The following is a 25,769-nucleotide window of genomic DNA, read 5'->3' on the forward strand; positions in this document are numbered from 1 at the left end:
ATCGATGACTGTTATTACTTCCTTTACAGAACGATTGCGAAAAAAGGAAATTCAACTTGAACGAAGTCTGTTAAAGGAACTTTCTATCCAAAATTTGCAAAACAGCATTCGAATGTACTTTGGCACGATCCATCTTTTTGGAAATGTTTTGATGGATGATCCGGGATTTGAGGATGCTTGTTTCGATGTGGGGATCGAATCCTACTTATTAGGAGGAAGGTACAGCAAATTTGGATTTTATGGTGAAGACACCAATGTGGTGAAAAATAGATGTCAGCATGAAATCGAGTATTTGACGGATACGTTATATCATTTTTGGCTGTATTGGTGGAAAATCGGCGTGGCTGATAACGTCGATGAATCCACTTTCTACAATTGCAGCCAGTTTGTTGATTACTGGTGGAATGAAGGATACTCCCAGGGAAAGAAACGGTTAAAACTTCGGCTTCATTAACTCGGTCATAGAAAATGGCCTTCGAGTTGGTCTAAAATCCCCCCTTGTCCCATATGTTAAAAAGTAGAGAGAACAAGGAGGGGGCGCTCTATGCACCGGAGATTAAAGTGGGGAGTTTATATATTAGGCTGTGTGCTCATTTTTTTAATAATCCAGTTTAAATTTTTAGAAAACCACTCATGGAAACCTTGGAATTTGCCGTTATCAGGAAAAATCATTTATTTGGATCCTGGGCATGGCGGTCCCGACGGCGGCGCTACAAAAGACGGTACGCAGGAAAAAGACATTGCTTTAAATGTAGCCAAAAAGGTGAGAGATTATTTACAACAGCAGGGAGCGCTCGTCGTGCTGACACGAGAAAAGGATAAGGACTTAGCAAACCAAGACACGAGCGGACTAAGCCGACGCAAAACAGAAGATTTGAAAAAAAGACTGGATCTCATTAATAAATCGGATGCCGACCTTTTTATAAGCATTCATTTAAATTCTATCCCTTCCCCGCAATGGAGAGGAGCCCAGACGTTTTTTTCCCCGCATTATAAAGAAAATCAAAAAGTCGCAAAATTAATCCAAGACGAACTAGTTTTAAACTTGGAAAACACCAATCGTTTAGCGAAAGCCATTGACCATGTATATATTTTAAGATATGCGAAAAAACCAGGAGCTTTAGTGGAAATCGGCTTTTTATCCAATCAAGAAGAAAGAGAACAATTAAAAACGGATGACTATCAGGAAAAGGTGGCAGCATCCATTTATAAAGGAGTTTTAAGATATTTTACCGAATAGCCGGAGGGGGGAGAATCCAATGGCTTTTTATTTTGACCTTTCTGCTTTCCACTTAGAGAATCATAAAGCGAAGGCGGCGATAATTGCGGATGGTGGAAAGTACATTAAGGTAAACGGCCATACGGGAAGATAGACATAGTAGCGAAGTTTTATGGATTGTCTGAATATATGCTATACTATTGAAAAGGAATGAAAAGGAAGGTGTAGAGCGTGATTAGCGAACAAGAAGTGCGGGAGTTACTAAAAAAGGTGCAAGATCCATTTTTACATAAAACGTTGGAAGAGACCAATGGAATTATGGAAGTCAAAATAAAAGAAGAAAAGAAACATGTAAGTGTGAAGTTGGCTATTTCCAAAACGGGAACCTCTGAACAATTACAGCTCCAAATGGAAATTGTCAATCTACTGAAAAATGCCGGGGCAGAAACGGTTGGGATTCGCTTTGCGGAACTCCCGAAAGAGGTGCTGGAAAAATTCAAAGGGCAAGCAGGGGATTCCGGACATGATTTGCTTTCTCCTTCTAGTAAAACGGAGTTCATTGCCATCGCGAGCGGTAAAGGGGGAGTAGGTAAGTCCACGGTATCGGTTAATTTAGCCGTTGCGCTGGCCCGCCTCGGCAAAAAGGTCGGACTTGTTGATGCCGATATTTATGGATTTAGTGTTCCGGATATGATGGGGATCACTCATCGCCCGCTCGTCAAAGGCAATAAGATTATACCTGTGGAGCGATTTGGGGTCAAAGTCATTTCAATGGGATTCTTTGTAGAGGATAATGCGCCTGTCATTTGGCGGGGGCCGATGCTAGGGAAAATGCTCAACAACTTCTTTAAAGAAGTGGAGTGGGGAGAACTGGATTATTTGATTTTGGATTTACCTCCGGGAACAGGAGATGTGGCATTGGATGTTCATACGATGATTCCACACAGTAAAGAAATTATCGTATCGACTCCTCATCCGACAGCAGCCTTTGTAGCGGCCAGAGCGGGAGCAATGGCTTTAAGGACCGAGCATGAAATACTTGGTGTCATTGAGAACATGTCTTACTTTGAAAGTAAAAAAACAGGCGAAAGAGAATATATTTTCGGCAAAGGCGGCGGCGAAAAGCTGGCCGAAGAATTGCAAACCGATCTTTTTGGCCAAATTCCGCTTCAACAGCCTGACTGGAATGAAGCAGATTTTGCTCCGTCAGTCTATTCAGAAGATCATCCGATCGGAAAAATTTACATGGATATTGCAAAGAAAGTGGATCAAAAACTGGTCAGCCAAAATTAAGCGAGAAAAGCCGGCAACTTCGGGGCCGGCTTTTTTCTATGGACTAAACTTTTGGCCGCCGCTCGTTGTTTGGTTTTGCTGATCGTTTTTGCCGCTGAGCTGATCATTAGCTTCTTTCACCAGCAAATCCGCTACTTTCTTTTTATATAAAGGGCTCTCAAACGTCTCGAGCATGATTTTTTGAAGGTGTTGTCTGAAATCTTTGCTTTTTAAAAGCTTCATGACTTCTTGTTCATAGGACGGATCTTTTAAAATATCCAGCATCATCGTTTGGTACTCAGGGTCTTTCATTAAACTTTTTAATAACTTTTCGTTTTCTGTTTTTACGCCATTCGCAAAAGAATTTGAAAAGTTAGGGTCTTGAAAAGACTTTTCCCAAAATTTTTTGCCTTTTTCCGATGTTAGTGTTTGTTCGATCGTTTTTGTGATTTCCGGTTGCTCCATTATTAAATTTTTATTCAAATCTTTATCTTTCAATACCTCTTTTATGGCTTTTTTGCCGTCATCGGTTTTCAATATGTCAATGACCATTCTTTTCGTCTCATCATAATTCATGCGGCTGCTAATTTGTTCATCGCCAGAACAGGCCGTTAATAAAAAAAATACGAGAAGAAGAGGCCGTACAATTCTCATGAAAAAAAGCTCCTTTCTAAGAACTTTCTTATCGTTAGGATAATCTAAGGGCCAAAATTTATTCTTTGGGAAGGATTTATCAACTGGATTTTTTGCTCCTCTGTTGGTAAAATCAATACAATACTGGAAAAATGGGGGAACTCGGCGTGACGATTCGAAATTGGGTTCGTTTTTTTATACATACGCTGTTTATTGGGGGAATAACGGGCGGAATTATGGGGTTTATAATTCGTTGGGATGAGTTTGCTCCTTTGTTTCAAAAAGGGGATGTTCTTAACATTTTCTCGGTATTTATATGGCTTGTCGGTGTAGGATTCACGTTTAGTGTTATCAGCCAAATGGGGTATTTTGCCTATTTGACCATTCATCAATTCGGACTGCGCATGTTTCGTTCCAATTCTCTTTGGAATGCTGTTCAAATGATTTTAGTGGCGTTTGTATTGTTTGATTTGGTGTATTTTCGCTTTCAAGCTTTTGCGGATAAAGGAGAATCACTTATCCCTTATTTTGGATTGGCGGCTTTTTTATTGTCCTTTGCGATTGTGGTCGCTTGGATCAAAACAAAACAATCCAATAAAAAAATGTTTGCTTCTGCTCTCTTTTTTATGGTAGTGGCCACCGTTCTGGAATGGCTGCCGGTTTTAACGGTGAATGAAAAAAGCTGGCTGTATTTAATGCTGTTTGCTCTCCTGTTCTGCAATGCTTACCAGCTTCTTATGCTGCCTAAATACATTGAGAGATCCCAAGAAGAGATCTCCCGAAAAAAGAAGGCTATCGTCTATCCGCCAAATGAAAAAAATCACCCTGCCGCAAAAGGGAAATAGTGAATTTTCTTAAAATAAAAAGAACGAGCGGATGTTTACTGTCGTTTGTTCGTAGCACTGATAAAAAGGAATGGCTTCCTTTTGGATGAAGGAAGCCAAACCTGTCGTTTACCCGCAAATGCCATATGTATATTCGGAGCTTTTTCCAATGCTCCCGCTAATTTTTAAAGTCTAATGAATGCTGTTCATGTTTTTTCCTCTTTCTCTTTTCTTTTCAGCGGTTCTGTTTATTCTCCTGTTTTATTTCTATTATCTTCCGATTTCAGACAGTTTGTTGAAGGTGCTAATGAAGAATTAAGGGATTAATGTAGTATCGACATTGCCGTTTGCAATCATTTCCGAAATGGTCACAAATTTTCCTTTATGCTGAAGTGTCTTGAGGATTAAAGGCAAAGCTTTTTTGGTTTGTTTAGCGGAATCGGAAGCATGAAGCAAAATGATATCACCGTTTTTCGCCTTTGAAACATTTTTGACAATATGATCTACTCCAGGATTTTTCCAATCTTCAGAGTTAACGCTCCAATGAACAATCGTGAATCCGAATTGATCGGCTGTTTTAATCACTCTCTTGTCGAAGTGGCCGGTCGGTGTACGGAATAAATGAACATTTTTCAACTGAAGTTTTTTAAATGTTTCTTTCGTTTTTAAAAATTCCTTTTTCAATTCTTCATCTTCCAAGGCGGTATAATCTTTGTAACTGTAACCTAACATTCCAATTTCGTATCCATGATCGGCTATTTTTTTGACTAAATCGGGATGTCTTTCTGCCCAAGAACCCGAAAGAAAAAAAGTGGCCGCCTTCACTTTGTTTTTAATTAAGGTATTGATAATCGGCTCTGCTCTTTCATCTCCCCAGCCGATATCAAACGTTAAAGCAATTCCTTTTTCGCCTCTGTAGATCGCTTGAGGACCTTCTTTTCCCGCCAAAACAGGAATATGGAGTATATTTTGAGTAAACAATAATAATGCAGTAAAAAATGAAATAATAACAATCAATAATGTTTGTTTCACTCTTTTATCCTTTATCACATACCAAAAATTCATTTTCGGCCCTCCACTAGACAAGTCTTTGCTTCTATTTGTATGACGGCCTTGCAAACGTTAGAACCAGTTCCCGGGTTTTTTCGCAGCGCATGAGACACTTATCAAAAGGAGTGACCTACATGATCGGAATACTAATAAATGAAAAGGAAAAAGAAGAGATCTATTATTTGTTGAAAAGGGAAATGGACGAAATTCTGTTTGATCTTAATGATCACAGAATTGATCATGTTGTGAAAAGGGCGATGAAGGAGAGGTATAACATTTTATTCAATTTATTTAAGAGAGTTGCGAGTCATCATGAATGTATGAAATATTTAAGAGTAGGAAAAAGAACCAAAAGCAGAGAATAAATTTTTTTAAAAAAAGATGTTGACACTCCATCATTATGCTGATATATTATTACTTGTCCTTGATGGACAGCATTAAACAAGAAAAAGTTATTGACATTCCCTTAGTGGGATGTTATAATAGAAAAGTCGCTCGTTAAAAACAGGCGGCAGACATGGATCCTTGAAAACTGAACAAAACGAAGCGTAAACCAATGTTTCAATCGAAACAAGCCAAGTCAAATTTCTTTTTGGAGAGTTTGATCCTGGCTCAGGACGAACGCTGGCGGCGTGCCTAATACATGCAAGTCGAGCGGACTTTCAAGAAGCTTGCTTTTTGAAAGTTAGCGGCGGACGGGTGAGTAACACGTGGGCAACCTGCCTGCAAGACGGGGATAACTCCGGGAAACCGGGGCTAATACCGGATAATATCTTCCTTCGCATGAAGGAAGGTTGAAAGGCGGCGCAAGCTGCCGCTTGCAGATGGGCCCGCGGCGCATTAGCTAGTTGGTGAGGTAACGGCTCACCAAGGCGACGATGCGTAGCCGACCTGAGAGGGTGATCGGCCACACTGGGACTGAGACACGGCCCAGACTCCTACGGGAGGCAGCAGTAGGGAATCTTCCGCAATGGACGAAAGTCTGACGGAGCAACGCCGCGTGAGCGAAGAAGGTCTTCGGATCGTAAAGCTCTGTTGTCAGGGAAGAACAAGTACCGTTCGAACAGGGCGGTACCTTGACGGTACCTGACCAGAAAGCCACGGCTAACTACGTGCCAGCAGCCGCGGTAATACGTAGGTGGCAAGCGTTGTCCGGAATTATTGGGCGTAAAGCGCGCGCAGGCGGTCTCTTAAGTCTGATGTGAAAGCCCACGGCTCAACCGTGGAGGGTCATTGGAAACTGGGAGACTTGAGTGCAGAAGAGGAGAGCGGAATTCCACGTGTAGCGGTGAAATGCGTAGAGATGTGGAGGAACACCAGTGGCGAAGGCGGCTCTCTGGTCTGTAACTGACGCTGAGGCGCGAAAGCGTGGGGAGCGAACAGGATTAGATACCCTGGTAGTCCACGCCGTAAACGATGAGTGCTAAGTGTTAGAGGGCTTCCACCCTTTAGTGCTGCAGCTAACGCATTAAGCACTCCGCCTGGGGAGTACGGCCGCAAGGCTGAAACTCAAAGGAATTGACGGGGGCCCGCACAAGCGGTGGAGCATGTGGTTTAATTCGAAGCAACGCGAAGAACCTTACCAGGTCTTGACATCCTTCGCTACCTCTAGAGATAGAGGGTTCCCCTTCGGGGGACGGAGTGACAGGTGGTGCATGGTTGTCGTCAGCTCGTGTCGTGAGATGTTGGGTTAAGTCCCGCAACGAGCGCAACCCTTGACCTTAGTTGCCAGCATTCAGTTGGGCACTCTAAGGTGACTGCCGGTGACAAACCGGAGGAAGGTGGGGATGACGTCAAATCATCATGCCCCTTATGACCTGGGCTACACACGTGCTACAATGGATGGTACAAAGGGTCGCGAAACCGCGAGGTGGAGCCAATCCCAAAAAACCATTCTCAGTTCGGATTGCAGGCTGCAACTCGCCTGCATGAAGCCGGAATCGCTAGTAATCGCGGATCAGCATGCCGCGGTGAATACGTTCCCGGGCCTTGTACACACCGCCCGTCACACCACGAGAGTTTGCAACACCCGAAGTCGGTGAGGTAACCCTTACGGGAGCCAGCCGCCGAAGGTGGGGCAGATGATTGGGGTGAAGTCGTAACAAGGTAGCCGTATCGGAAGGTGCGGCTGGATCACCTCCTTTCTAAGGATATTCTTAAGTACGCTTTCGTTTTGTTCAGTTTTGAAGGATTTCATCCTTCCAAGTTGTTCCTTGAAAACTAGATAGAAAAAAGAAGCAGCATAAACCGAGTATCGCCATCTAGGATAAAACCAACATGGTTAAGTTAGAAAGGGCGCACGGTGGATGCCTTGGCACTAGGAGCCGATGAAGGACGGGACTAACTCCGAAAAGCTCCGGGGAGCTGTACGTAAGCGTTGATCCGGAGATTTCCGAATGGGGAAACCCGCTGCCCGTAATGGGGCAGCATCCTTGCCTGAATCCATAGGGTAAGGAAGGCAACCCGGGGAACTGAAACATCTAAGTACCCGGAGGAAGAGAAAGCAACAGCGATTCCCTGAGTAGCGGCGAGCGAAACGGGAACAGCCCAAACCAGAAGGCTTGCCTTCTGGGGTTGTAGGACACCAATCGTGGAGTCACAAAGGAACGAGGTAGACGAAGAGGTCTGGAAAGGCCCGTCAGAGAAGGTAACAACCCTGTAGTCGAAACTTCGTTCCCTCCCTGGTGGATCCTGAGTACGGCGGGACACGAGGAATCCCGTCGGAAGCTGGGAGGACCATCTCCCAAGGCTAAATACTCCCTAGTGACCGATAGTGAACCAGTACCGTGAGGGAAAGGTGAAAAGCACCCCGGGAGGGGAGTGAAAGAGAACCTGAAACCGTGTGCCTACAAGTAGTCAGAGCCCGTTTACGGGTGATGGCGTGCCTTTTGTAGAATGAACCGGCGAGTTGCGATCTCATGCGAGGTTAAGTCGGAAAGACGGAGCCGCAGCGAAAGCGAGTCTGAACAGGGCGCATGAGTATGGGGTCGCAGACCCGAAACCAGGTGATCTACCCATGTCCAGGGTGAAGGTGAGGTAACACTTACTGGAGGCCCGAACCCACGCACGTTGAAAAGTGCGGGGATGAGGTGTGGGTAGGGGTGAAATTCCAATCGAACTTGGAGATAGCTGGTTCTCTCCGAAATAGCTTTAGGGCTAGCCTCAAGGAAAGAGTCTTGGAGGTAGAGCACTGTTTGGACTAGGGGCCCTCATCGGGTTACCGAATTCAGACAAACTCCGAATGCCAGCGACTTATCCTTGGGAGTCAGACTGCGAGTGATAAGATCCGTGGTCAAAAGGGAAACAGCCCAGACCGCCAGCTAAGGTCCCAAAGTATACGTTAAGTGGAAAAGGATGTGGAATTGCTTAGACAACCAGGATGTTGGCTTAGAAGCAGCCACCATTTAAAGAGTGCGTAATAGCTCACTGGTCGAGTGATTCTGCGCCGAAAATGTACCGGGGCTAAACGTATCACCGAAGCTGCGGGTGGACACCTTCGGGTGTCCGCGGTAGGAGAGCGTTCTAAGGGCAGAGAAGCCAGACCGGAAGGACTGGTGGAGCGCTTAGAAGTGAGAATGCCGGTATGAGTAGCGAAAGAAGGGTGAGAATCCCTTCCACCGAATGCCTAAGGTTTCCTGAGGAAGGCTCGTCCTCTCAGGGTTAGTCGGGACCTAAGCCGAGGCCGACAGGCGTAGGCGATGGACAACAGGTTGATATTCCTGTACCACCTCTTTTCCGTTTGAGCGATGGGGGGACGCAGGAGGATAGGGTAAGCGCACTGCTGGATGTGCGTCCAAGCAGTAAGAGGGGCAGCGAGGCAAATCCCGTTGCCACTAACCTCAAGCTGTGACGGCGAGGGAAATATAGTACCGAAGTTCCTGATTCCACACTGCCAAGAAAAGCCTCTAGCGAGGAAAAAGGTGCCCGTACCGCAAACCGACACAGGTAGGCGAGGAGAGAATCCTAAGGTGTGCGAGAGAACTCTCGTTAAGGAACTCGGCAAAATGACCCCGTAACTTCGGGAGAAGGGGTGCTTTTTGGGGTGCATAGCCCCGAGAAGCCGCAGTGAATAGGCCCAGGCGACTGTTTAGCAAAAACACAGGTCTCTGCGAAGCCGTAAGGCGAAGTATAGGGGCTGACGCCTGCCCGGTGCTGGAAGGTTAAGGGGAGCGCTTAAAGCTTTGCTTGAAGGTGCGAACCGAAGCCCCAGTAAACGGCGGCCGTAACTATAACGGTCCTAAGGTAGCGAAATTCCTTGTCAGGTAAGTTCTGACCCGCACGAAAGGCGTAACGATCTGGGCACTGTCTCAACGAGAGACTCGGTGAAATTATAGTACCTGTGAAGATGCAGGTTACCCGCGACAGGACGGAAAGACCCCGTGGAGCTTTACTGCAGCCTGATATTGAATTTTGGTACAGCTTGTACAGGATAGGTAGGAGCCTTGGAAACCGGAGCGCCAGCTTCGGTGGAGGCGCCGGTGGGATACTACCCTGGCTGTACTGAAATTCTAACCCGCACCCCTGATCGGGGTGGGAGACAGTGTCAGGTGGGCAGTTTGACTGGGGCGGTCGCCTCCTAAAAGGTAACGGAGGCGCCCAAAGGTTCCCTCAGAATGGTTGGAAATCATTCGCAGAGTGCAAAGGCAGAAGGGAGCTTGACTGCGAGACCTACAAGTCGAGCAGGGACGAAAGTCGGGCTTAGTGATCCGGTGGTTCCGTATGGAAGGGCCATCGCTCAACGGATAAAAGCTACCCCGGGGATAACAGGCTTATCTCCCCCAAGAGTCCACATCGACGGGGAGGTTTGGCACCTCGATGTCGGCTCATCGCATCCTGGGGCTGTAGTCGGTCCCAAGGGTTGGGCTGTTCGCCCATTAAAGCGGTACGCGAGCTGGGTTCAGAACGTCGTGAGACAGTTCGGTCCCTATCCGTCGCGGGCGCAGGAAATTTGAGAGGAGCTGTCCTTAGTACGAGAGGACCGGGATGGACGCACCGCTGGTGTACCAGTTGTCTCGCCAGAGGCATCGCTGGGTAGCTATGTGCGGAAGGGATAAGTGCTGAAAGCATCTAAGCATGAAGCCCCCCTCAAGATGAGATTTCCCATTTCTTCGGAAAGTAAGATCCCTGAAAGATGATCAGGTAGATAGGTCCGAGGTGGAAGCGTGGTGACACGTGGAGCTGACGGATACTAATCGATCGAGGACTTAACCAAAAGAAAGCGCGAAATCGGTGAAACTGCTTCTTCTATCTAGTTTTGAAGGAATAATTTTTTCCTAAATATCCATTTGTTATTGCAATCTGCATAATTTATGTTATAATATTACCTGTCTTGAACGTCTGGTGACAATGGCGAAGAGGTCACACCCGTTCCCATCCCGAACACGGAAGTTAAGCTCTTCAGCGCCGATGGTAGTGAGGGGATTCCCCTTGCGAGAGTAGGACGTCGCCAGGCGATATCGTTCCGCAGTAGCTCAGTGGTAGAGCAATCGGCTGTTAACCGATCGGTCGTAGGTTCGAATCCTACCTGCGGAGCCATGCTTCCATAGCTCAGCAGGTAGAGCACTTCCATGGTAAGGAAGAGGTCACCGGTTCGAGCCCGGTTGGAAGCTTTCCTGTGATTTTTTTGGCCCGTTGGTCAAGTGGTTAAGACACCGCCCTTTCACGGCGGTAACACGGGTTCGAATCCCGTACGGGTCATCCTCAATGGAGGTTTAGCTCAGCTGGGAGAGCACTTGCCTTACAAGCAAGGGGTCGGCGGTTCGATCCCGTCAACCTCCACCATACTTAAACAAGCCGGCTTAGCTCAATTGGTAGAGCAACTGACTTGTAATCAGTAGGTTGTGGGTTCAAGTCCTACAGCCGGCACCAGCAGCGGAGGGGTAGCGAAGTGGCTAAACGCGGCGGACTGTAAATCCGCTCCCTCAGGGTTCGGCGGTTCGAATCCGTCCCCCTCCACCATTTAATTTTGAATAGTTTTTGTATCGTTGGATATCCTAATAATGTTCATTCATCATTGGGCTATAGCCAAGCGGTAAGGCAACGGACTTTGACTCCGTCATGCGCTGGTTCGAATCCAGCTAGCCCAGCCATTATTGTTGATCCTTTTGAAGGATTTTTTTATTGTTTTTTGATGAGCCATTAGCTCAGTAGGTAGAGCATCTGACTTTTAATCAGAGGGTCGGAGGTTCGAATCCTCCATGGCTCATTTTTTTGTATTTGCGGAAGTAGTTTAGTGGTAGAACACCACCTTCCCAAGGTGGGGGTCGCGGGTTCGAGTCCCGTCTTCCGCTCTATTTGCCGGAAGATATGGGGCCTTAGCTCAGCTGGGAGAGTGCCTGCATCGCACGCAGGAGGTCAGCGGTTCGATCCCGCTAGGCTCCATTTTCAGTTCAGATAGGAAGCTTACGTTTTTTGCCTTAAACCGTTAGGTTTGAGGCTTTTTCTATTTGGATCAGCTCTAGATACATTATCATTTGATTCTTAATTTAAGTAGGAAGAAAATGTTTCTAATTTTAAGACAAAATAATGATATTCTTGATTTTAATCTAATAGACTTTCGTTTGGACGAACTTTCGCATTGCGGATGTTGTTTACAAACAAAATTGTTCGAAGAGTGGGAAAGATTCTGCTGTACTTGAAATTCAAAAAATCTCTTCAAAATATAAAGCGGCCATAGCAGCGGCTGCATTTATGTCCATTTCATAGACAGCAGCCTCCTGCTTACGAGGTTGCTGCGATTATTTTGGACTTTGAGATTCATACAGATTCAAAAGCTGATCCAGCTTTACACTTAATGCAAGCACTTCATCATTTGCAAAAGAAGTTTTCATTGCCTGGGAAATCATTTCAACTCGGCAGTTTTCAATTTGAAGAAGCAAGTCATGTTCTGTTGTTGACATTGTCTATCACCGCTTTTGCTGATTTTTATTATTATCATATCCGTTTTCAAAAATGTGCAAACTTGATTAGGTCAATATTTGTTATGATGGAAGAGAAGATTTTTGAAACTTTCTTTTTCGTTGATTCGTATTTATATATTGCCGCTGGAGCGGGGGTACAAGTGAATGGATGTTTTTATTAGAAAAAAAATAAGGCAAGTGCTTAAGGGCGATCAGAACGCATTTGGAGAGATTGTGGAAATTTATAAAGATAAAGTGTATCAGCTTTGTTATCGGATGCTGGGAAATCGGCATGAGGCAGAAGATGTAGCACAAGAAGCGTTTTTACGTGCTTATCTCAACATTCGACGGTATGATGAAAATCGAAAATTTTCAACCTGGCTGTATCGAATTACGACCAATCTTTGCATTGATCGAATAAGAAAGAAAAAACCGGACTACCATTTAGATGCAGATATAGAAGGATCTGAAAATTTAACGCTGTATTCGCAAATTGCTTCATCCAGCCACCTGCCGGAGCAAGAAGTAGAACATATGGAATTACAAGAGTCGATTCAGCAAGCGATTTTAAAGCTTCCTGAAAAATACAGAGCGGTCATAATATTAAAATACATGGAAGAATTATCTGTCGAAGAAATCGCAGGAATATTGGATATGCCGGTTGGGACGGTAAAAACAAGATTACATAGGGGCCGAGAAGCTCTTCGAAAACATTTGCGCAAATTATAGCGAGGGGATGAGCTACAAGATGAACGCAGACTGCCAAAAAGAAATAACGCGCTATATGCATGAGTATTTAGATGGTGAACTGCCAAAAGAACAAGTTGTCAAACTAAGGGAACATTTGGAGCAATGCCAAGATTGCCATCAGCATTTTCAAGAATTGAAACAGTCTATTATGTTTGTGAGGGGTCTTTCCAATAGCGTGAAAGCTCCTGAGCATTTTACCGAAAATGTTTTATCTCTGTTGCCAAAAGAAAAAAGAACGATAAAACTGCAGAGATGGTTCCATCTCCATCCATTTTTGACTGCTTGCGCTATATTTTTTGTGTTTATGATGGGGTCGTTTGTCGCTTTATGGGAGCAAGATCAACAGTTTTCATTTACGAAGCAGCCCAATCTTGTTGTGAAAGGAAATACGGTCATTGTTCCAAAAGGGAAAACAGTGAAGGGAGATCTTGTTGTTCGGAACGGAGACATCCGAATTGAGGGAGAAGTGGATGGGGATGTTACGGTCATTAATGGTGAAAAATACATGGCGTCTGCCGGAAAAGTGACCGGGAATATAGAAGAGATTCATCAGATGTTTGAATGGCTTTGGTTTCATATGAAAGAATTGGTAGCGCAGTGAAAGGCATCTTAAGCTCTTAAAATAATTCCAATCTTGTCCCATTGTTTGATTTAAGTTCGATGTCTGAAGTATGATATAATAAATTCATTGGAAAGAGGCCCCTATACGGCTATTTTTCATTACATTATTGGAGGATGTAATATGCCGTTTTTAAGGAATTTTGATAATTTTTCAATACTGGATTATTTATCCAATATTATAGATATTTTGCTTGTTTGGTTTGTCATTTACAAAATACTGACCCTTATACGTGGAACAAAAGCTGTTCAGCTGCTGAAAGGAATTTTCGTCATTATCATTGTTCGAGGTTTCAGCGGCGTCCTTGGCTTTCATACTTTAAGTTGGATGATGGAACAGGCTTTGACATGGGGTTTTTTAGCCGTCATCATCATTTTTCAACCGGAACTCAGGCGAGCGCTGGAACAGCTGGGGCGGGGAAGATTCTTTTCGCGCCGCAGTTTAGCACAAGAAGATGAGGAGCAAATGCATCTCATTGAATCCATGGCCAAAGCAGTGAACTATATGGCTAAGCGGAGAATTGGCGCGCTCATTTCCATAGAAAGGGAAACGGGGATGACCGATTATATTGAAACGGGGATCCCTTTAAATTCTAAAGTATCCTCCGAATTATTGATTAACATTTTTATCCCTAATACACCACTACATGACGGGGCGGTCATTATCCAAAAAAATCAAATTGCAGCTGCTGCTTGTTACCTGCCGTTGTCTGAAAGTCCCTTTATCTCTAAAGAGTTAGGAACTAGACACAGGGCTGCCCTCGGTATCAGCGAAGTGACCGATAGTTTAACCATCGTGGTATCAGAGGAGACAGGCTCCGTTTCAGTCACGAAAAATGGAGAGCTGCATCGAGATCTATCTGCAGAAGACTTCCAACAACTTTTGGAAAAAGAACTGCTCCTGGGAAAATCGAAACATGGATCCTCGACTCTGTGGAGCTGGAGGGGAAAACGAAAAAATGGATAGATGGATTGAAAGCCCTTGGGTATTGAGAATTTTAGCGCTGTTTTTGGCAATATTATTATATATGTCAGTTAACGTGGAAGAAGTGGATTTGAAGAAAAAAACGGAAAATGTTCCTAACGATAATGTTGCGACGATAGAAGATGTGCCGGTGGATGTATATTACGATTCGGATAATCTTGTGGTATCCGGAGTCCCACAAACAGTAAGTGTAACGATCGAGGGTCCAAAAAGCATTGTACAGTCCACAAAAGCGCTGAAAGATTTTAAAGTGTATGTGGATCTATCCAATCTAGGGGTAGGGACTCATGATGTTCCTATAAAATATGACAATATATCGAATCAATTAAAAGTGAAAATTGAACCTGCTTATGCAGAGGTTTCCATTCAAGAAAAAGTGACAAAAGAATTTAAAGTGGGAGCGGAAATCAGCGATGGCATGCTGGGGAACGGCTACCAAGTGGATAGTTTGTCTGTCAGTCCTAAAACAGTGGAAATCACCGGGGCTAAAGACGTAATTAATCAAATTGCGTATGTGAAAGCAACCCTTGACAGCGATGAGCTGATCGATGGTGAATTTACAGGAAAAGCAAGGGTGCGTGTACTGGACAGCGAGTTGAATAAATTGGATGTAGCTGTCGATCCCGAGACGGTGGAAGTAACAGTAAAAGTCAAAAATCCAAATAAAAAAGTGCCTGTGTCTGTAAAAGAAATAGGGAATCCTCCGGAAGGCGTGAGCATTAAGGATATTGACATAGATCCAAAAGAAGTAACCGTCTACGGCAAAGAATCGGCGTTGGATAAATTAAATAATGTGGAAATCAATATAGATTTAAGTAAAATAAAAAGGGATACGGTAAAAGAGGTTCCAATTCATTTGAAAGAAGGCTTGAATTATGTTTCGCCTCAAAAAGTAAAAATTGTCGTTTCAGTGGATAAAAGAACCAAGCCAAAAGAGGACGAGAACGGAACTGCTGAGATTACGCCTGATGACAATCAAACTCAAACAAACGACACGAATTCACCGAATTCCGTCATAACCAAAACGATTGCTGATATCCCGATCGAAACTCGAGGGTTAAGCGATGATTACGTTCTTGATTCGATGTCTCCCTCAACTGTAAATGCGGAGGTAACCGGGGAAGAGAGCGTCGTCGACAAATTGAGCAAAGACGATTTTTCCCTGTTCATAGACCTTTCCGGTTTGACAGTGGGGGAACATCTGCTAAAGATTGAAGGAGACGGACCCAACAATACAGATTGGAAACTATCGGATGATCAAGTAAACGTTCAATTATCGGTAAAAAAACGTTAGTATACCTGGATGGATAGTTTATAAAGGAGCGATGAAGATAATGGGAAAATACTTCGGTACGGATGGAGTTAGAGGGGTGGCTAATTCGGAGTTGACGCCTGAGTTAGCTTTCAAATTAGGGCGTTTTGGCGGCTATGTGCTCACGAAAAACGCGAAACGACCTAAAGTATTAATTGGGCGAGACACCCGTATTTCCGGCCACATGCTGGAAGGAGCGCTCGTAGCAGGTCTGTTATCGATTGGAGCGGAAGTGATGCGTTTAGGTGTTATCTCCACTCCGGGTGTTGCTTTCTTGACAAAAGTAATGGGAGCTCAAGCGGGCGTTATGATTTCTGCTTCTCATAATCCAGTGGCTGATAATGGCATCAAATTTTTTGGTCCGGACGGTTTTAAACTTTCCGATGACGAGGAATTGGAAATTGAAAAGCTTTTAGATACGAATGAAGACAATCTTCCTCGCCCGATTGGAAAAGAACTTGGACAAGTAACGGATTATTTTGAAGGCGTGCAAAAATATATTCAGTATTTAAAACAGACTGTGGATGAAGATTTTGAAGGAATACATATTGCGTTGGATTGTGCTCACGGCGCAACCTCCTCGCTGGCCACTCATTTGTTTGCGGATCTTGAAGCTGATCTGTCGACAATGGGTGCGTCTCCAAACGGATTAAATATCAATGACGGAGTAGGGTCTACTCATCCGGAAGCGCTGGCGCAATTCGTAAAAGAAAAAGGCGCGGATGTAGGTTTGGCCTTTGACGGTGACGGCGATCGTCTTATTGCAGTGGATGAGAACGGCCAAATCGTCGATGGCGATCAAATCATGTACATCTGTGCAAAGTATTTACAACAAGAAGGCCGTTTAAAGCAGTCGACCGTTGTGTCAACCGTTATGAGCAACCTTGGGTTCCATAAAGGACTGGAAGAGTTAGGAATCAAGAGTGTACAGACGGCTGTCGGCGACCGCTACGTTGTGGAAGAAATGAAGAAAAACAACTACAACCTAGGGGGCGAACAGTCGGGACATATCATTTTCCTTGATTATAATACAACGGGGGATGGCCTTTTGACCGGGCTGCAGCTGGTGAACATTATGAAATTAACCAAAAAACCGTTATCCGAGTTAGCTGCAGAAATGAAAAAATTTCCTCAAAAACTTGTAAACGTCCGTGTTACCGATAAACATAAAGCGTTGGAAAATGAAAAGGTGAAAAAAGCGATTCAAGAAGCGGAAGAAGAAATGAAAGGAAATGGCCGTATCCTTGTCCGGCCGTCGGGAACGGAACCTCTTGTCAGAGTGATGGCGGAAGCTCCTACAGAAGAAGAATGTAATCGCTATGTTGAAAAGATCGTCAATGTGGTAAAAGAAGAAATGGGGTTAGATTAATTTATAATATATAGATATATGATATGCATAAGGAAACATTTTGATTCCTTATGCATATTTTTTATAAAGAATGTGTATTTCTTCGTAATCTTTGATGTTTTTAGTTGACGAAATCCAAAAAAATAGTGTATGATTAACGTGTTTTGAATAAGTTTCCAAAAAGGAAAGGGGGATCAAGGTTTAGCACGTTGATTTGATAATAATAGCGCCCGAACTAAGCCCAGAGCGGAGAAAACAGGCTTAGTTGACGAGGAGGAGGTTTATCGAGTTTTCGGCGGATGCCTCCCGGTTGAACGCACAGCCGTGAATTCTCTTCTTAAAACATCAGGGCGACCTGGTGGACAAAGGAAGGGAAATGCGATTTCAAGATAGCAGTCGGATGTACTGACGAATGTTGATAAAATTGAAAACGGAGATAAGGGGGCAGAAACGCCCCCGCGATTTCTTGCCCCCTTGTCTAAAGGGAGGAAGAACACCATGTGCGGAATTGTTGGTTATATTGGTAATCAAGATGCGAAAGAAATTTTGTTAAAAGGTCTAGAAAAACTTGAATATAGAGGCTATGATTCTGCTGGAATTGCTGTGAATAATGGCGAAGGCGTTCATGTGTTCAAAGAAAAAGGCCGTATTGCCGATCTGCGCAACAGTGTGGATAATAGTGTGAAAGCGAATATCGGAATTGGGCATACTCGCTGGGCTACACACGGAGTGCCAAGCAAAAGGAACGCCCATCCACATCAAAGTGCTTCAGGCCGTTTTACGATCGTTCATAACGGTGTAATCGAAAATTATGAAGAATTGAAACAACAATATTTGCAAGATGTTCCTTTGCAAAGCGATACGGATACGGAAGTCGTTGTTCAATTAATTGAACTGTTCGTCAACGAAGGAATGGAAGTCGAAGAAGCCATTAGAAAAACATTGAAACAAATTAAAGGTTCCTATGCAATTGCAGTGTTGGATGAACAAAATGCGGATACGATTTTTGTAGCGAAAAATAAAAGCCCGCTTCTTGTCGGCATCGGCGAATCCTTTAATGTAGTCGCTTCTGATGCGATGGCAATGCTTCAAGTAACGAATCAATTTAAAGAATTGATGGACCAAGAAATGGTCATTGTAACAAAAGATCGTGCAGTGATCAAAAATCTTGATGGAGAAGTAATCGAACGCGCTCCATTTACAGCTGAACTTGATGCAAGCGACATTGAAAAAGGTACTTACCCTCATTATATGTTGAAAGAAATTGACGAACAGCCGCTAGTTATCCGCAAATTGATTCAAGCTTACCAAAACGAAAACGGGGAATTAGAAATTGATCCTAAAATCGTAGAAGCCTTGAATCAATCGGACCGTCTCTATATTATAGCGGCCGGTACGAGCTACCATGCTGGTCTTGTTGGAAAACAATTGATTGAAAAAATGGCAAAAATTCCTGTGGAAGTTCATGTTGCCAGCGAATTTAGCTACAATATGCCGCTTTTATCTGAAAAACCGATGTTTATTTTCATTTCCCAAAGCGGTGAAACAGCAGACAGCCGTGCCGTTTTAGTTGAAACGAAAAAATTGGGCTATCCGGCGTTGACGATTACCAACGTACCGGGTTCGACATTGTCACGGGAAGCTGATTATACATTGCTTCTCCATGCCGGTCCGGAAATCGCCGTAGCATCGACAAAAGCGTACACAGCACAAATTGCTGTACTTGCTATCTTGGCGAACGTAACAGCGAAAGCACGCAATATTGCAGTTGATTTTGATCTAGTGAAAGAACTAGGAATCGCAGCCAACGCAATGGAAATTCTTTGCGATGCCAAAGATGAAATGGAACGAATCGCTCGGGAATATTTGGCAACTACACGCAATTGTTTCTTTATCGGCCGTTCTATCGACTATTTTGTCTGCTTGGAAGGTGCCTTAAAGTTAAAAGAAATTTCTTATATCCAAGCAGAAGGTTTTGCCGGCGGTGAACTGAAGCACGGTACGATTGCCTTAATTGAGGAAGGAACGCCTGTTATCGCACTGGCTACACAAGAAAACGTGAACTTAAGTATACGCGGAAATGTCAAGGAAGTCGTTGCTCGCGGCGCTAACCCTTGCGTGATTTCCATGAAAGGACTGGAAATGGAATCAGACCGTTTCGTCATTCCGCAAATTCACGACTTGTTAACACCTCTTATCTCTGTTGTTCCGTTACAGCTTATTGCTTACTACGCAGCTCTGCATCGCGACTGCGATGTCGATAAACCGCGCAACCTGGCAAAAAGCGTAACGGTGGAATAAAATAAGTTTTGTTCGTTGTGACCTAGTGTCTAGAAAAATTGGAACCTGAAATAAAATAACGTTTCGAAACCGAAGGTATTCTACCTTCGGTTTTTTATGTCCGAAAAAGAGCAAGGAAAAGCCCGAATAAGCACCTGAAAACAAGTATAGCAAGGCATAAAGAGGATTAATTGGAAAGAGGAGAAGGAGGAAAAGAAAGACCTGAATTCCTTGACCTTTTTCCTAATGAGGAACATAGTTAAATTCAGTGCAAATTCTTTATACCAATGAGGAAAAAGCGGGTAACGATTTTAGTAATGTCATGCCTCTAACGTTTTAACGAAAGAGGCTATATTTTTTAGGAGAAAGATCTAAATCGAATATAGAAAAGTTTTTTAATTCGCTGTCAAGATGAGTAAGTAGATAATTTGTTAGAAAGGATAGCGTTAATACGAGAAGTTATTAGGGGGATATATATGTTTGGGGTCGGTAAATTTCATTTTTATGCCTCCCCTTTTTTTCCATCATCTATTAAATTTACTTTCTGAAATTTGACCACCACTTCCACCTTCACCACCAATTCATTTTCCAGTTTTTCTTTCTTTTACAAATCCATTTTTCGGTTTACCATCATAAATTTCAATCCAATCTTATTCAACATTTTGTATAAAGTATTCAAAGGAAATTTACATTTAAATTGCATTTATACACATTCAGGACATAGTTCCGAATGGTGTGTTCTCTGCTTGTAAAAATTTGTGCCTGCATAAATTCTAAAAACATAAACATTCCGGACTATCGATTTAGGTTTATTTAATTTGTTGTCGGTAAGTACTAATGAATCACCAAATTGTTGTCAAACCCAAATAATCGTCAACTGCATATAATTTCCTATACACCACAAAAGGAGGGATTAATGTGCAAAGTGCTCAAAACATTTCACTGAGTTTACCGTCACAATCAAGCTGGGGATTAAGCACTGAAATTGCGGGAAGACCGGTTGTTAGGGGGGGACTGAACATTCACTCGGTCTCAGGGAGAACCGTAATCGGTACCGCCAATTTTCGAGGTACGCCTGTCCCTATCCATGGAACCTGGGATGAAAATACCAAACAACTAAGTTTTGAAACACCTTATGCAACGTTTTCTGGTCAATTACAAATATTTGATAGTGCGGCAATTAGAATTCGTCATTTAATCTTAAGTGGACGTTTTGTTATGAAAGCTCCTTCTCCTCAGGCAGGAGAGAGCGGCTCTTGGATTGCCACCACGAATAGAGAACTGACTGGACCTCCAATTAAAAACGGAGCTCTACCACCTATTGGAGTCTTTTTAACATCCGATTTGCTTAATCAAAGCACTGGACAATATTATCGACTTGTCTGAAATTCCATATTGTTTAGATTTATGTAGGATTATCTTTATACTAATTTTCTTTTTTCCGTCATTGGGTGCTTTCATAGAAAAAATGGTTGATGTATCAACCTTTTTTTATGATCCACTACCGGGGGCTTATCTTCAATAAGTTTTTTATAGGAAAGCCGGGCTTTTTTCCTCTCATTCATCACAGCACTCTGAATAAAAATTTTGTCTGTAGTTTAAGAATACCACCAATATTGAGTTATTAGTTAGGAGGACAACTTAAAGTTATTACTTTGTTGTTAGCTAGATGGGCATGTGGCGGTGCCTCTTATTGTATATTTTTCGGAAGCCAATGGGCAGTATTTTAGACTGCGAATAAGCTTCATAAAAGAACAGTACAACATACTATTACTTTTGAGAGTTATTTAAGATAAGGTGGTGAACTTTAAAATGTATAATCAGACAGTATACTCCTATATAAATTATGATCAGCAATTGGAGCGTCAATTTCCAAGTTTACCAGTGCCCTCGTTTCCGGGATCATCAGGTTTACCGGGTTTACCAGGACCTGGGTTTCCGGGACCATCAGGTTTGCCAGGTCTACCCGGATCACAAATTCCACAAGCTCCAACTGCTCCTCCTCCACCATTTATTCCTCAACAGGCAAGTGCTTCACCATTTGCTGTTGATCCAGGAGCAATTAGGTTGTGCCTGTTTCGTAATACTTTTATATGGCTCAACAATGGTGAAGGGTTTTGGTTTTATCCCGTTTTCGTAGGTCCAAGATCTGTTGCTGGTTTCAGATGGAATGGTTGGTCCTGGATGATATTTGGTATTGATACAAGGAGAATTATTTCGTTTACATGTTTTTAAAAACTATAATTTTTGAGGGCGATGTTTGAATAAGGGTATCGCCTTTTGCTTGTTTGATTTACTACACGGATTGTGAAGAATTACACTTAAAATAACGGGTGCGTTAGTGGAAGATTAATATTTTGAATAAAAAGACCGTCTTTTTAATGAGTCGGTCTTTTCTGCTAATTATAATGTTATATACAAAGCTAAAAGCAGCCCTTATTATTTCAGCTAATTAAATAGAAAAAACGAACGATTTTAATTATATTCCCAGTTCAGCTGTTTCATTTCATCACCCGTTCCAATGCCCATACATTATGCCGAACATAATGGAATCGATCGACCACCAGAATCGGTTTATCAAAACTTTTCAAAGCGAGCGTCTTGTAGGGCTGCCACATATCCATGACCACCATCTGTATTTTCTCCCTTGGAAGTGTACGGAAGTATTCCTTTAGGGTGGATAGATTCCTGTTAGGAATGATATCGTAAACCCTTCGGTTTACAGGATCGCCAATGATACATTGGTACTTGCCCGTTTCAGAAGTCCCTTTCAATTCATCAATGGCCAGAACTTTCGGGAGGGTCTTATTGTCATAGGAATAGTACTTGTCAAAGAGCCGAATGACGGTGGAATGCCCAAGTCCTGTTTCCTTGGCAACCTGCTTAAAGTTATACTCCCTCACTTTAACCAAAAGTGCTTGGAGGAGTCGTTTCGTGTGGCGCTGGTAACGTTCTAGAAAAGAATAGGGTTCGTAGAACCGTTTTCCACAGGACTTACATTTGTATCGGCGCTTTCTCAAAATGAGAAAACAATATTTTTCAAAGACTTTTACATCACGAATCTTTTGAATTCGATCATCATGGACAGAGGAAGTTTCCTTCTGACAGCAGGGGCATTTTTGAACTTTTACAGGCGTTTGAATATGGATTTCAAAGTGAGTGATTTGATCCTCTACATGAGTGATTTCAACATCTTCTAACCCAAGCAGTTTTGTGAGAAAAATGAGAATGCATTTACGAAATCTCCTTTTTGATGTATTCGCCGACTATCATTTTAAAGGGAGATCTTCGTAAGTGCTTTTATTTTGCCTGTAAAATCCTTAACCCCAAAATTTAGTATAGAACCAAAAATAAAAAGGGAAGCTATCCAACTTATTTGCGTTAGCTTCCCTTTTATTAGGCTCTGTTATTAAGTGATAATGGTATTATGCTTGATATGTTCTCTGACGGATTTCTCAATAAATATGATTCGTCCAACTTTACTTTCACTGAATTGTACATATGGATATCCTTTTTTTAGTCAGTTCTGTTACATCATAGAGGCGGTAGTGTTAAATACATTGATAAAATTGAGAAATTATGATAAATTAAGTTAGAAACACATTTTATTTATTTTTTATAATTATAATATCCCATTATAATTATATATCATATTTTTTCTTTAGTCAATCCCCATTTTTCATTTTTTTAAAGGAGTGATTGATATTGAATACAGAACTTCGGCGGGAGCAAGAACGATTGGACAGCATAATGGAGATCATTGCAGAGCAAATCGGCATGCTGGAAGATGAAACCCTTAGGCGCAGGAAAGAAGTGATTGATACGCGCAAACATTTTTGGGATGACGTCAAGGTGAATACAGATACTTTCGACGATTACCTTGAGACGATCATCGCCTTGAGACAACAGGCTCAGAACCTGTCTGTCAGCCAAAGCACCCACAGACAATCCTTCAAGAGGTTGGCCACGCTGCGCCGCATGCAGGAGGTGCCTTACTTCGGACGGATCGATTTCACTGAAGAAGGGGATTCCGTCGCCGAACGAATCTATATCGGTATTTCCACGCTCACGGATACAAGCGGAGAGAACATCCTTATCTACGACTGGCGGGCGCCGGTCTCGAGTGTCTACTACGATTACGCACCCGGTCCGGCCGAATATGCTACACCTGGAGGCGTAATTCGCGGCACGCTGGAGAAAAAATGGCAATATATCATCCGCAACGGCGTTATCCAATCGATGTTCGATACCAGTCTCACCATTGGAGACGAGATTTTACAGCAGGTGCTTGGCAGAGTCACGGACAAACATATGCACAATATCGTGGCTACTATTCAAATGGAACAAAACCGGATTATCCGGCATGATCGCGGGAGGATGCTCATTGTGCAAGGCCCCGCTGGCAGCGGCAAGACATCTGCCGCCCTTCAGCGGATCGCTTACTTGCTCTACAAGTACCGGGACAGGCTGAAGGCCGATCAAATCATTTTATTTTCACCGAATTCGATGTTTAATAGCTACGTGTCCAATGTGTTGCCCGAACTCGGCGAAGAGAATATGCAACAGGTCACATTTCAGGAATACTTGGACCATCGGCTGAGCAAAGCATTTCAAGTCGAGGGTCCATACGAGCAACTGGAATATGTGTTGACTGCAGCAAATGACCCTTCATACCGGACCAGGATGGCGAACATCCGATTCAAGGCATCAACTCGTTTTTTCGAGGCGATTAAAGGATACTGGAAGTCGCTGGCGTCCTCCGGCATGCTATTCAAAGATATTCTATTTAGAGGAAAACCGATCGTCACCGCCAAACAAATTGCGGAAAGGTTTTACAGCAGCGACACCTCGTTCCGCTTTCACAACAGACTTGAAAAGCTGACGGAATGGCTAAACAAGCAAATCGATGAAGCGGAGAAAATTGAACGGACCAAGCCATGGGTACAAGAAGAAATCGAGCTGCTTAGCAACGAGGATTACCATAAAGCTTACACTCATTTACGGAAAAAACGTCGCTTTAAAGGAGAATCGTTAGACAATTATGAGATTGAGACCGAAGCGATTGGCGAATTGATCGTCCGCAAAAAATTGAAGCCGTTGCGCAAACGGATCCGGGCGCTTCGTTTCATCGACTTTAAAGGGATATACAAGCAGCTTTTCACCGATCCGACGCAGATCAAACTGTGGTTGGAGGGGGAAACCCCTGGGGAGTGGGAGGATATTTGCCGATTGACGGTGAAAATGCTAGACGAAGGCAAACTGTTTTATGAAGATGCAACTCCGTTTTTATTCTTGAAAGATCTGATTCAAGGCTTTCAGACGAACATCTCGATCAAACACGTGCTTGTAGACGAAGCACAAGATTATTCTTCGTTTCAATTCGAGTATTTGAAATGTTTGTTTCCCTCGGCAAGGATGACCGTGCTCGGCGACTTTAACCAGGCGATCTTCGCCCATGCCAGCGAAACGGGCGATTTTCAAACACTGACCGACTTATACGGAACGGATGAAACGGATGTGATCACCTTGAATCGCAGCTACAGATCCACAAGACAGATCGTCGAATTTACGCGCGGACTCGTGCCCGGCGGCGAACGGATTGTCGCTTTTGAGCGCGACGGTGATAAGCCTGTGCTGACGAGAGTTTCTGATCATGCAGAACTGCACCGTTGCATTGTTTCCAAAATCAAGGATTTGCGGAATCGAGGGTATAATACGATCGCAATTATATGCAAATCTGCTGCGGAAAGCACCACCGCATACGAAGCACTGAAGAGTGTTGAAGAAGTGAAGCTCGTGAAGAGCGGCTATGCCGAATATGAACAAGGCGTTGTCGTCATACCGGCGTATTTGGCCAAGGGCATTGAATTCGACGCCGTCATCATTTATGACGCATCGGCGCAAGTATACGGTGATGAGAGCCTGCGCAGATTGTTCTACACCGCCTGTACACGGGCTATGCATCATTTGGAGCTTTATAGTGTAGGCGAACCGAGCCCCTTTTTGAGCAATGTTGCGCCGGAAAGTTTACTTCTGATCCAGGGTTAACGCGAGACTGGTCAGGGCTGGTCATTTCAAACCTGGACTGGACCTCCCATGTGGGGCCAGTCCACTTTTATCTAATATCATCAAAGATCTTTTCCATGTCCATGCCATTCGGTATATCAACGATCACTTCTTAAACGAAAAGAGAATATCTTTTTTCTAGGTCCACCAGGGAATTCTGTAATGTCCGATCCGGTAACGAAAAAGGGCGCATTGAAGGACAAGCCAAATCTTAGAACAGCTAGATAAGAATCCATTTGATTAATCTTTTTTAAAATGGATTCTTCTTTATTTATTATAAATACAGGTTTGTGAGATATTTTTGATTAAACTTTATTTCAAAGCACCACTTGAGATCTTCTTATGCCAAGAGGGGGTGTTTTTTATTATTTATTTTGGATTATCTTAATCCACCATTTTTATAAAAAATAAATTCAAATCTGTAAGAGAAAAATCCATTTTTAATCAAAAAGGGTGAAAGACTAGACTCAGTTTTCCACATGTATTGTTAAAATTAGGGAGAAGGTTAGAAGG

At 43.3% G+C, this 25,769-nt stretch carries 18 protein-coding genes, 10 tRNA genes and 3 rRNA genes; 27 read left to right on the forward strand and 4 right to left on the reverse strand.

Translation table 11 applies throughout. From position 1 onward, the window contains the following. Positions 1-4 precede the first annotated feature (4 nt). The 3 genes from NST81_RS00850 (at position 5) to NST81_RS00860 (ending at position 2,512) form a co-directional block, all read left to right on the forward strand. Positions 5-454 carry a DUF2521 family protein gene (locus NST81_RS00850; protein WP_048622385.1) on the forward strand — a complete coding sequence of 150 codons (450 nt, stop codon included), beginning with the start codon at positions 5-7 and terminating at the stop codon, positions 452-454. 90 nt (positions 455-544) lie between these two features. Continuing rightward, positions 545-1,240, forward strand: coding sequence for an N-acetylmuramoyl-L-alanine amidase CwlD (gene cwlD, locus NST81_RS00855; RefSeq protein WP_341027714.1), 696 nt, complete (start codon positions 545-547; stop codon positions 1,238-1,240). A gap of 210 nt (positions 1,241-1,450) precedes the next feature. Beyond that, positions 1,451-2,512 (forward strand): Mrp/NBP35 family ATP-binding protein, encoded by a 1,062-nt coding sequence (locus NST81_RS00860; RefSeq protein ID WP_327797726.1) that lies wholly within the window; start codon positions 1,451-1,453, stop codon positions 2,510-2,512. A 36-nt stretch (positions 2,513-2,548) separates the two neighbouring features. Here NST81_RS00860 and gerD read toward each other — a convergent pair whose 3' ends face one another. Further along, on the reverse strand, positions 2,549-3,145 hold the full coding sequence (gene gerD, locus NST81_RS00865; RefSeq protein ID WP_048622388.1) for a spore germination lipoprotein GerD: 597 nt from the start codon (positions 3,143-3,145) through the stop codon (positions 2,549-2,551). Positions 3,146-3,291: 146 nt separating this feature from the next. On the opposite strand from gerD, the gene NST81_RS00870 reads away from it, so the two are divergent. Further along, positions 3,292-3,969, forward strand: a complete 678-nt coding sequence (locus NST81_RS00870) for a KinB-signaling pathway activation protein (protein WP_341027720.1) — start codon at positions 3,292-3,294, stop codon at positions 3,967-3,969. Between the two features lie 294 nt (positions 3,970-4,263). Here the strand turns inward: NST81_RS00870 and pdaB are convergent, their stop codons facing one another. Then, positions 4,264-5,013 carry a polysaccharide deacetylase family sporulation protein PdaB gene (pdaB, locus tag NST81_RS00875; protein WP_048622390.1) on the reverse strand — a complete coding sequence of 250 codons (750 nt, stop codon included), beginning with the start codon at positions 5,011-5,013 and terminating at the stop codon, positions 4,264-4,266. A gap of 119 nt (positions 5,014-5,132) precedes the next feature. Here pdaB and NST81_RS00880 point away from each other — a divergent pair, with 119 nt between their 5' ends. The 14 genes from NST81_RS00880 (at position 5,133) to NST81_RS00945 (ending at position 11,379) form a co-directional block, all read left to right on the forward strand. Beyond that, entirely contained in the window at positions 5,133-5,363 is a 231-nt protein-coding gene (locus NST81_RS00880; protein ID WP_003354735.1) for a hypothetical protein, read from the forward strand. 224 nt (positions 5,364-5,587) lie between these two features. Beyond that, positions 5,588-7,142, forward strand: a 16S ribosomal RNA gene (locus NST81_RS00885). A 135-nt stretch (positions 7,143-7,277) separates the two neighbouring features. Beyond that, a 23S ribosomal RNA gene (locus NST81_RS00890) occupies positions 7,278-10,210 on the forward strand. A 124-nt stretch (positions 10,211-10,334) separates the two neighbouring features. Further along, a 5S ribosomal RNA gene (gene rrf / locus NST81_RS00895) occupies positions 10,335-10,450 on the forward strand. The 16S, 23S and 5S rRNA genes sit together here with 10 tRNA genes alongside, the layout of an rRNA operon. Before the next feature lie 8 nt (positions 10,451-10,458). Further along, a tRNA-Asn gene (locus tag NST81_RS00900) sits at positions 10,459-10,533 on the forward strand. 1 nt (position 10,534) lies between these two features. Beyond that, positions 10,535-10,607 (forward strand) — tRNA-Thr (locus tag NST81_RS00905). 16 nt (positions 10,608-10,623) lie between these two features. After that, positions 10,624-10,695: transfer RNA gene (locus NST81_RS00910), tRNA-Glu, on the forward strand. 8 nt (positions 10,696-10,703) lie between these two features. Further along, a tRNA-Val gene (locus NST81_RS00915) sits at positions 10,704-10,779 on the forward strand. Positions 10,780-10,790: 11 nt separating this feature from the next. After that, positions 10,791-10,866: transfer RNA gene (locus tag NST81_RS00920), tRNA-Thr, on the forward strand. A 5-nt stretch (positions 10,867-10,871) separates the two neighbouring features. Further along, a tRNA-Tyr gene (locus NST81_RS00925) sits at positions 10,872-10,956 on the forward strand. A gap of 56 nt (positions 10,957-11,012) precedes the next feature. Then, positions 11,013-11,087 (forward strand) — tRNA-Gln (locus tag NST81_RS00930). A 43-nt stretch (positions 11,088-11,130) separates the two neighbouring features. Beyond that, positions 11,131-11,203: transfer RNA gene (locus NST81_RS00935), tRNA-Lys, on the forward strand. Between the two features lie 13 nt (positions 11,204-11,216). After that, positions 11,217-11,288 (forward strand) — tRNA-Gly (locus tag NST81_RS00940). An 18-nt stretch (positions 11,289-11,306) separates the two neighbouring features. After that, positions 11,307-11,379 (forward strand) — tRNA-Ala (locus NST81_RS00945). A gap of 356 nt (positions 11,380-11,735) precedes the next feature. On the opposite strand, the gene NST81_RS00950 is transcribed toward NST81_RS00945, so the two are convergent. After that, a complete protein-coding gene (locus NST81_RS00950; protein ID WP_081473101.1) occupies positions 11,736-11,897 on the reverse strand; it encodes an aspartyl-phosphate phosphatase Spo0E family protein in 162 nt (53 codons plus the stop codon). A gap of 165 nt (positions 11,898-12,062) precedes the next feature. Here NST81_RS00950 and sigW point away from each other — a divergent pair, with 165 nt between their 5' ends. From sigW to NST81_RS00990, 8 genes are all read left to right on the forward strand, one after another. After that, positions 12,063-12,626, forward strand: coding sequence for an RNA polymerase sigma factor SigW (gene sigW, locus NST81_RS00955; protein ID WP_270584141.1), 564 nt, complete (start codon positions 12,063-12,065; stop codon positions 12,624-12,626). A gap of 19 nt (positions 12,627-12,645) precedes the next feature. Next, complete coding sequence (locus NST81_RS00960; protein WP_048622393.1) at positions 12,646-13,248, forward strand: anti-sigma factor family protein; 603 nt, start codon at positions 12,646-12,648, stop codon at positions 13,246-13,248. 141 nt (positions 13,249-13,389) lie between these two features. Next, a complete protein-coding gene (cdaA, locus tag NST81_RS00965; RefSeq protein WP_048622394.1) occupies positions 13,390-14,232 on the forward strand; it encodes a diadenylate cyclase CdaA in 843 nt (280 codons plus the stop codon). Then, positions 14,225-15,544: a CdaR family protein gene (locus NST81_RS00970; protein ID WP_341027735.1), complete on the forward strand. Its 1,320-nt coding sequence runs from the start codon at positions 14,225-14,227 to the stop codon at positions 15,542-15,544. The genes cdaA and NST81_RS00970 overlap by 8 nt, the downstream gene beginning before the upstream one ends. Positions 15,545-15,584: 40 nt before the next feature. After that, positions 15,585-16,931 carry a phosphoglucosamine mutase gene (glmM, locus tag NST81_RS00975; protein WP_048622396.1) on the forward strand — a complete coding sequence of 449 codons (1,347 nt, stop codon included), beginning with the start codon at positions 15,585-15,587 and terminating at the stop codon, positions 16,929-16,931. Between the two features lie 477 nt (positions 16,932-17,408). Then, complete coding sequence (gene glmS / locus NST81_RS00980) at positions 17,409-19,211, forward strand: glutamine--fructose-6-phosphate transaminase (isomerizing) (protein WP_048622397.1); 1,803 nt, start codon at positions 17,409-17,411, stop codon at positions 19,209-19,211. A gap of 897 nt (positions 19,212-20,108) precedes the next feature. After that, complete coding sequence (locus NST81_RS00985; protein ID WP_341027742.1) at positions 20,109-20,576, forward strand: hypothetical protein; 468 nt, start codon at positions 20,109-20,111, stop codon at positions 20,574-20,576. Positions 20,577-21,002: 426 nt separating this feature from the next. Continuing rightward, positions 21,003-21,425: a hypothetical protein gene (locus NST81_RS00990; RefSeq protein ID WP_061778550.1), complete on the forward strand. Its 423-nt coding sequence runs from the start codon at positions 21,003-21,005 to the stop codon at positions 21,423-21,425. A 266-nt stretch (positions 21,426-21,691) separates the two neighbouring features. On the opposite strand, the gene NST81_RS00995 is transcribed toward NST81_RS00990, so the two are convergent. After that, complete coding sequence (locus NST81_RS00995) at positions 21,692-22,420, reverse strand: ISL3 family transposase (RefSeq protein WP_341030460.1); 729 nt, start codon at positions 22,418-22,420, stop codon at positions 21,692-21,694. A gap of 475 nt (positions 22,421-22,895) precedes the next feature. On the opposite strand from NST81_RS00995, the gene helD reads away from it, so the two are divergent. Further along, positions 22,896-25,238 (forward strand): RNA polymerase recycling motor HelD, encoded by a 2,343-nt coding sequence (gene helD / locus NST81_RS01000; RefSeq protein ID WP_341027748.1) that lies wholly within the window; start codon positions 22,896-22,898, stop codon positions 25,236-25,238. The last annotated feature ends 531 nt before the right edge of the window (positions 25,239-25,769 follow it).

The organism is Bacillus sp. FSL W8-0223 (assembly GCF_038006805.1).
Classification (GTDB): Bacteria; Bacillota; Bacilli; order Bacillales; family DSM-4216; genus Bacillus_O; species Bacillus_O smithii.

Coding starts and splice junctions, on each gene's coding strand:
- NST81_RS00850 (WP_048622385.1), top strand. CDS start 5: ATGACTGTTATTACTTCCTTTACAGAACGATTGCGAAAAAAGGAAATT.
- cwlD (WP_341027714.1), top strand. CDS start 545: ATGCACCGGAGATTAAAGTGGGGAGTTTATATATTAGGCTGTGTGCTC.
- gerD (WP_048622388.1), bottom strand. CDS start 3,145: ATGAGAATTGTACGGCCTCTTCTTCTCGTATTTTTTTTATTAACGGCC.
- pdaB (WP_048622390.1), bottom strand. CDS start 5,013: ATGAATTTTTGGTATGTGATAAAGGATAAAAGAGTGAAACAAACATTA.
- NST81_RS00880 (WP_003354735.1), top strand. CDS start 5,133: ATGATCGGAATACTAATAAATGAAAAGGAAAAAGAAGAGATCTATTAT.
- NST81_RS00950 (WP_081473101.1), bottom strand. CDS start 11,897: ATGTCAACAACAGAACATGACTTGCTTCTTCAAATTGAAAACTGCCGA.
- sigW (WP_270584141.1), top strand. CDS start 12,063: ATGGATGTTTTTATTAGAAAAAAAATAAGGCAAGTGCTTAAGGGCGAT.
- NST81_RS00960 (WP_048622393.1), top strand. CDS start 12,646: ATGAACGCAGACTGCCAAAAAGAAATAACGCGCTATATGCATGAGTAT.
- cdaA (WP_048622394.1), top strand. CDS start 13,390: ATGCCGTTTTTAAGGAATTTTGATAATTTTTCAATACTGGATTATTTA.
- NST81_RS00970 (WP_341027735.1), top strand. CDS start 14,225: ATGGATAGATGGATTGAAAGCCCTTGGGTATTGAGAATTTTAGCGCTG.
- glmM (WP_048622396.1), top strand. CDS start 15,585: ATGGGAAAATACTTCGGTACGGATGGAGTTAGAGGGGTGGCTAATTCG.
- glmS (WP_048622397.1), top strand. CDS start 17,409: ATGTGCGGAATTGTTGGTTATATTGGTAATCAAGATGCGAAAGAAATT.
- NST81_RS00990 (WP_061778550.1), top strand. CDS start 21,003: ATGTATAATCAGACAGTATACTCCTATATAAATTATGATCAGCAATTG.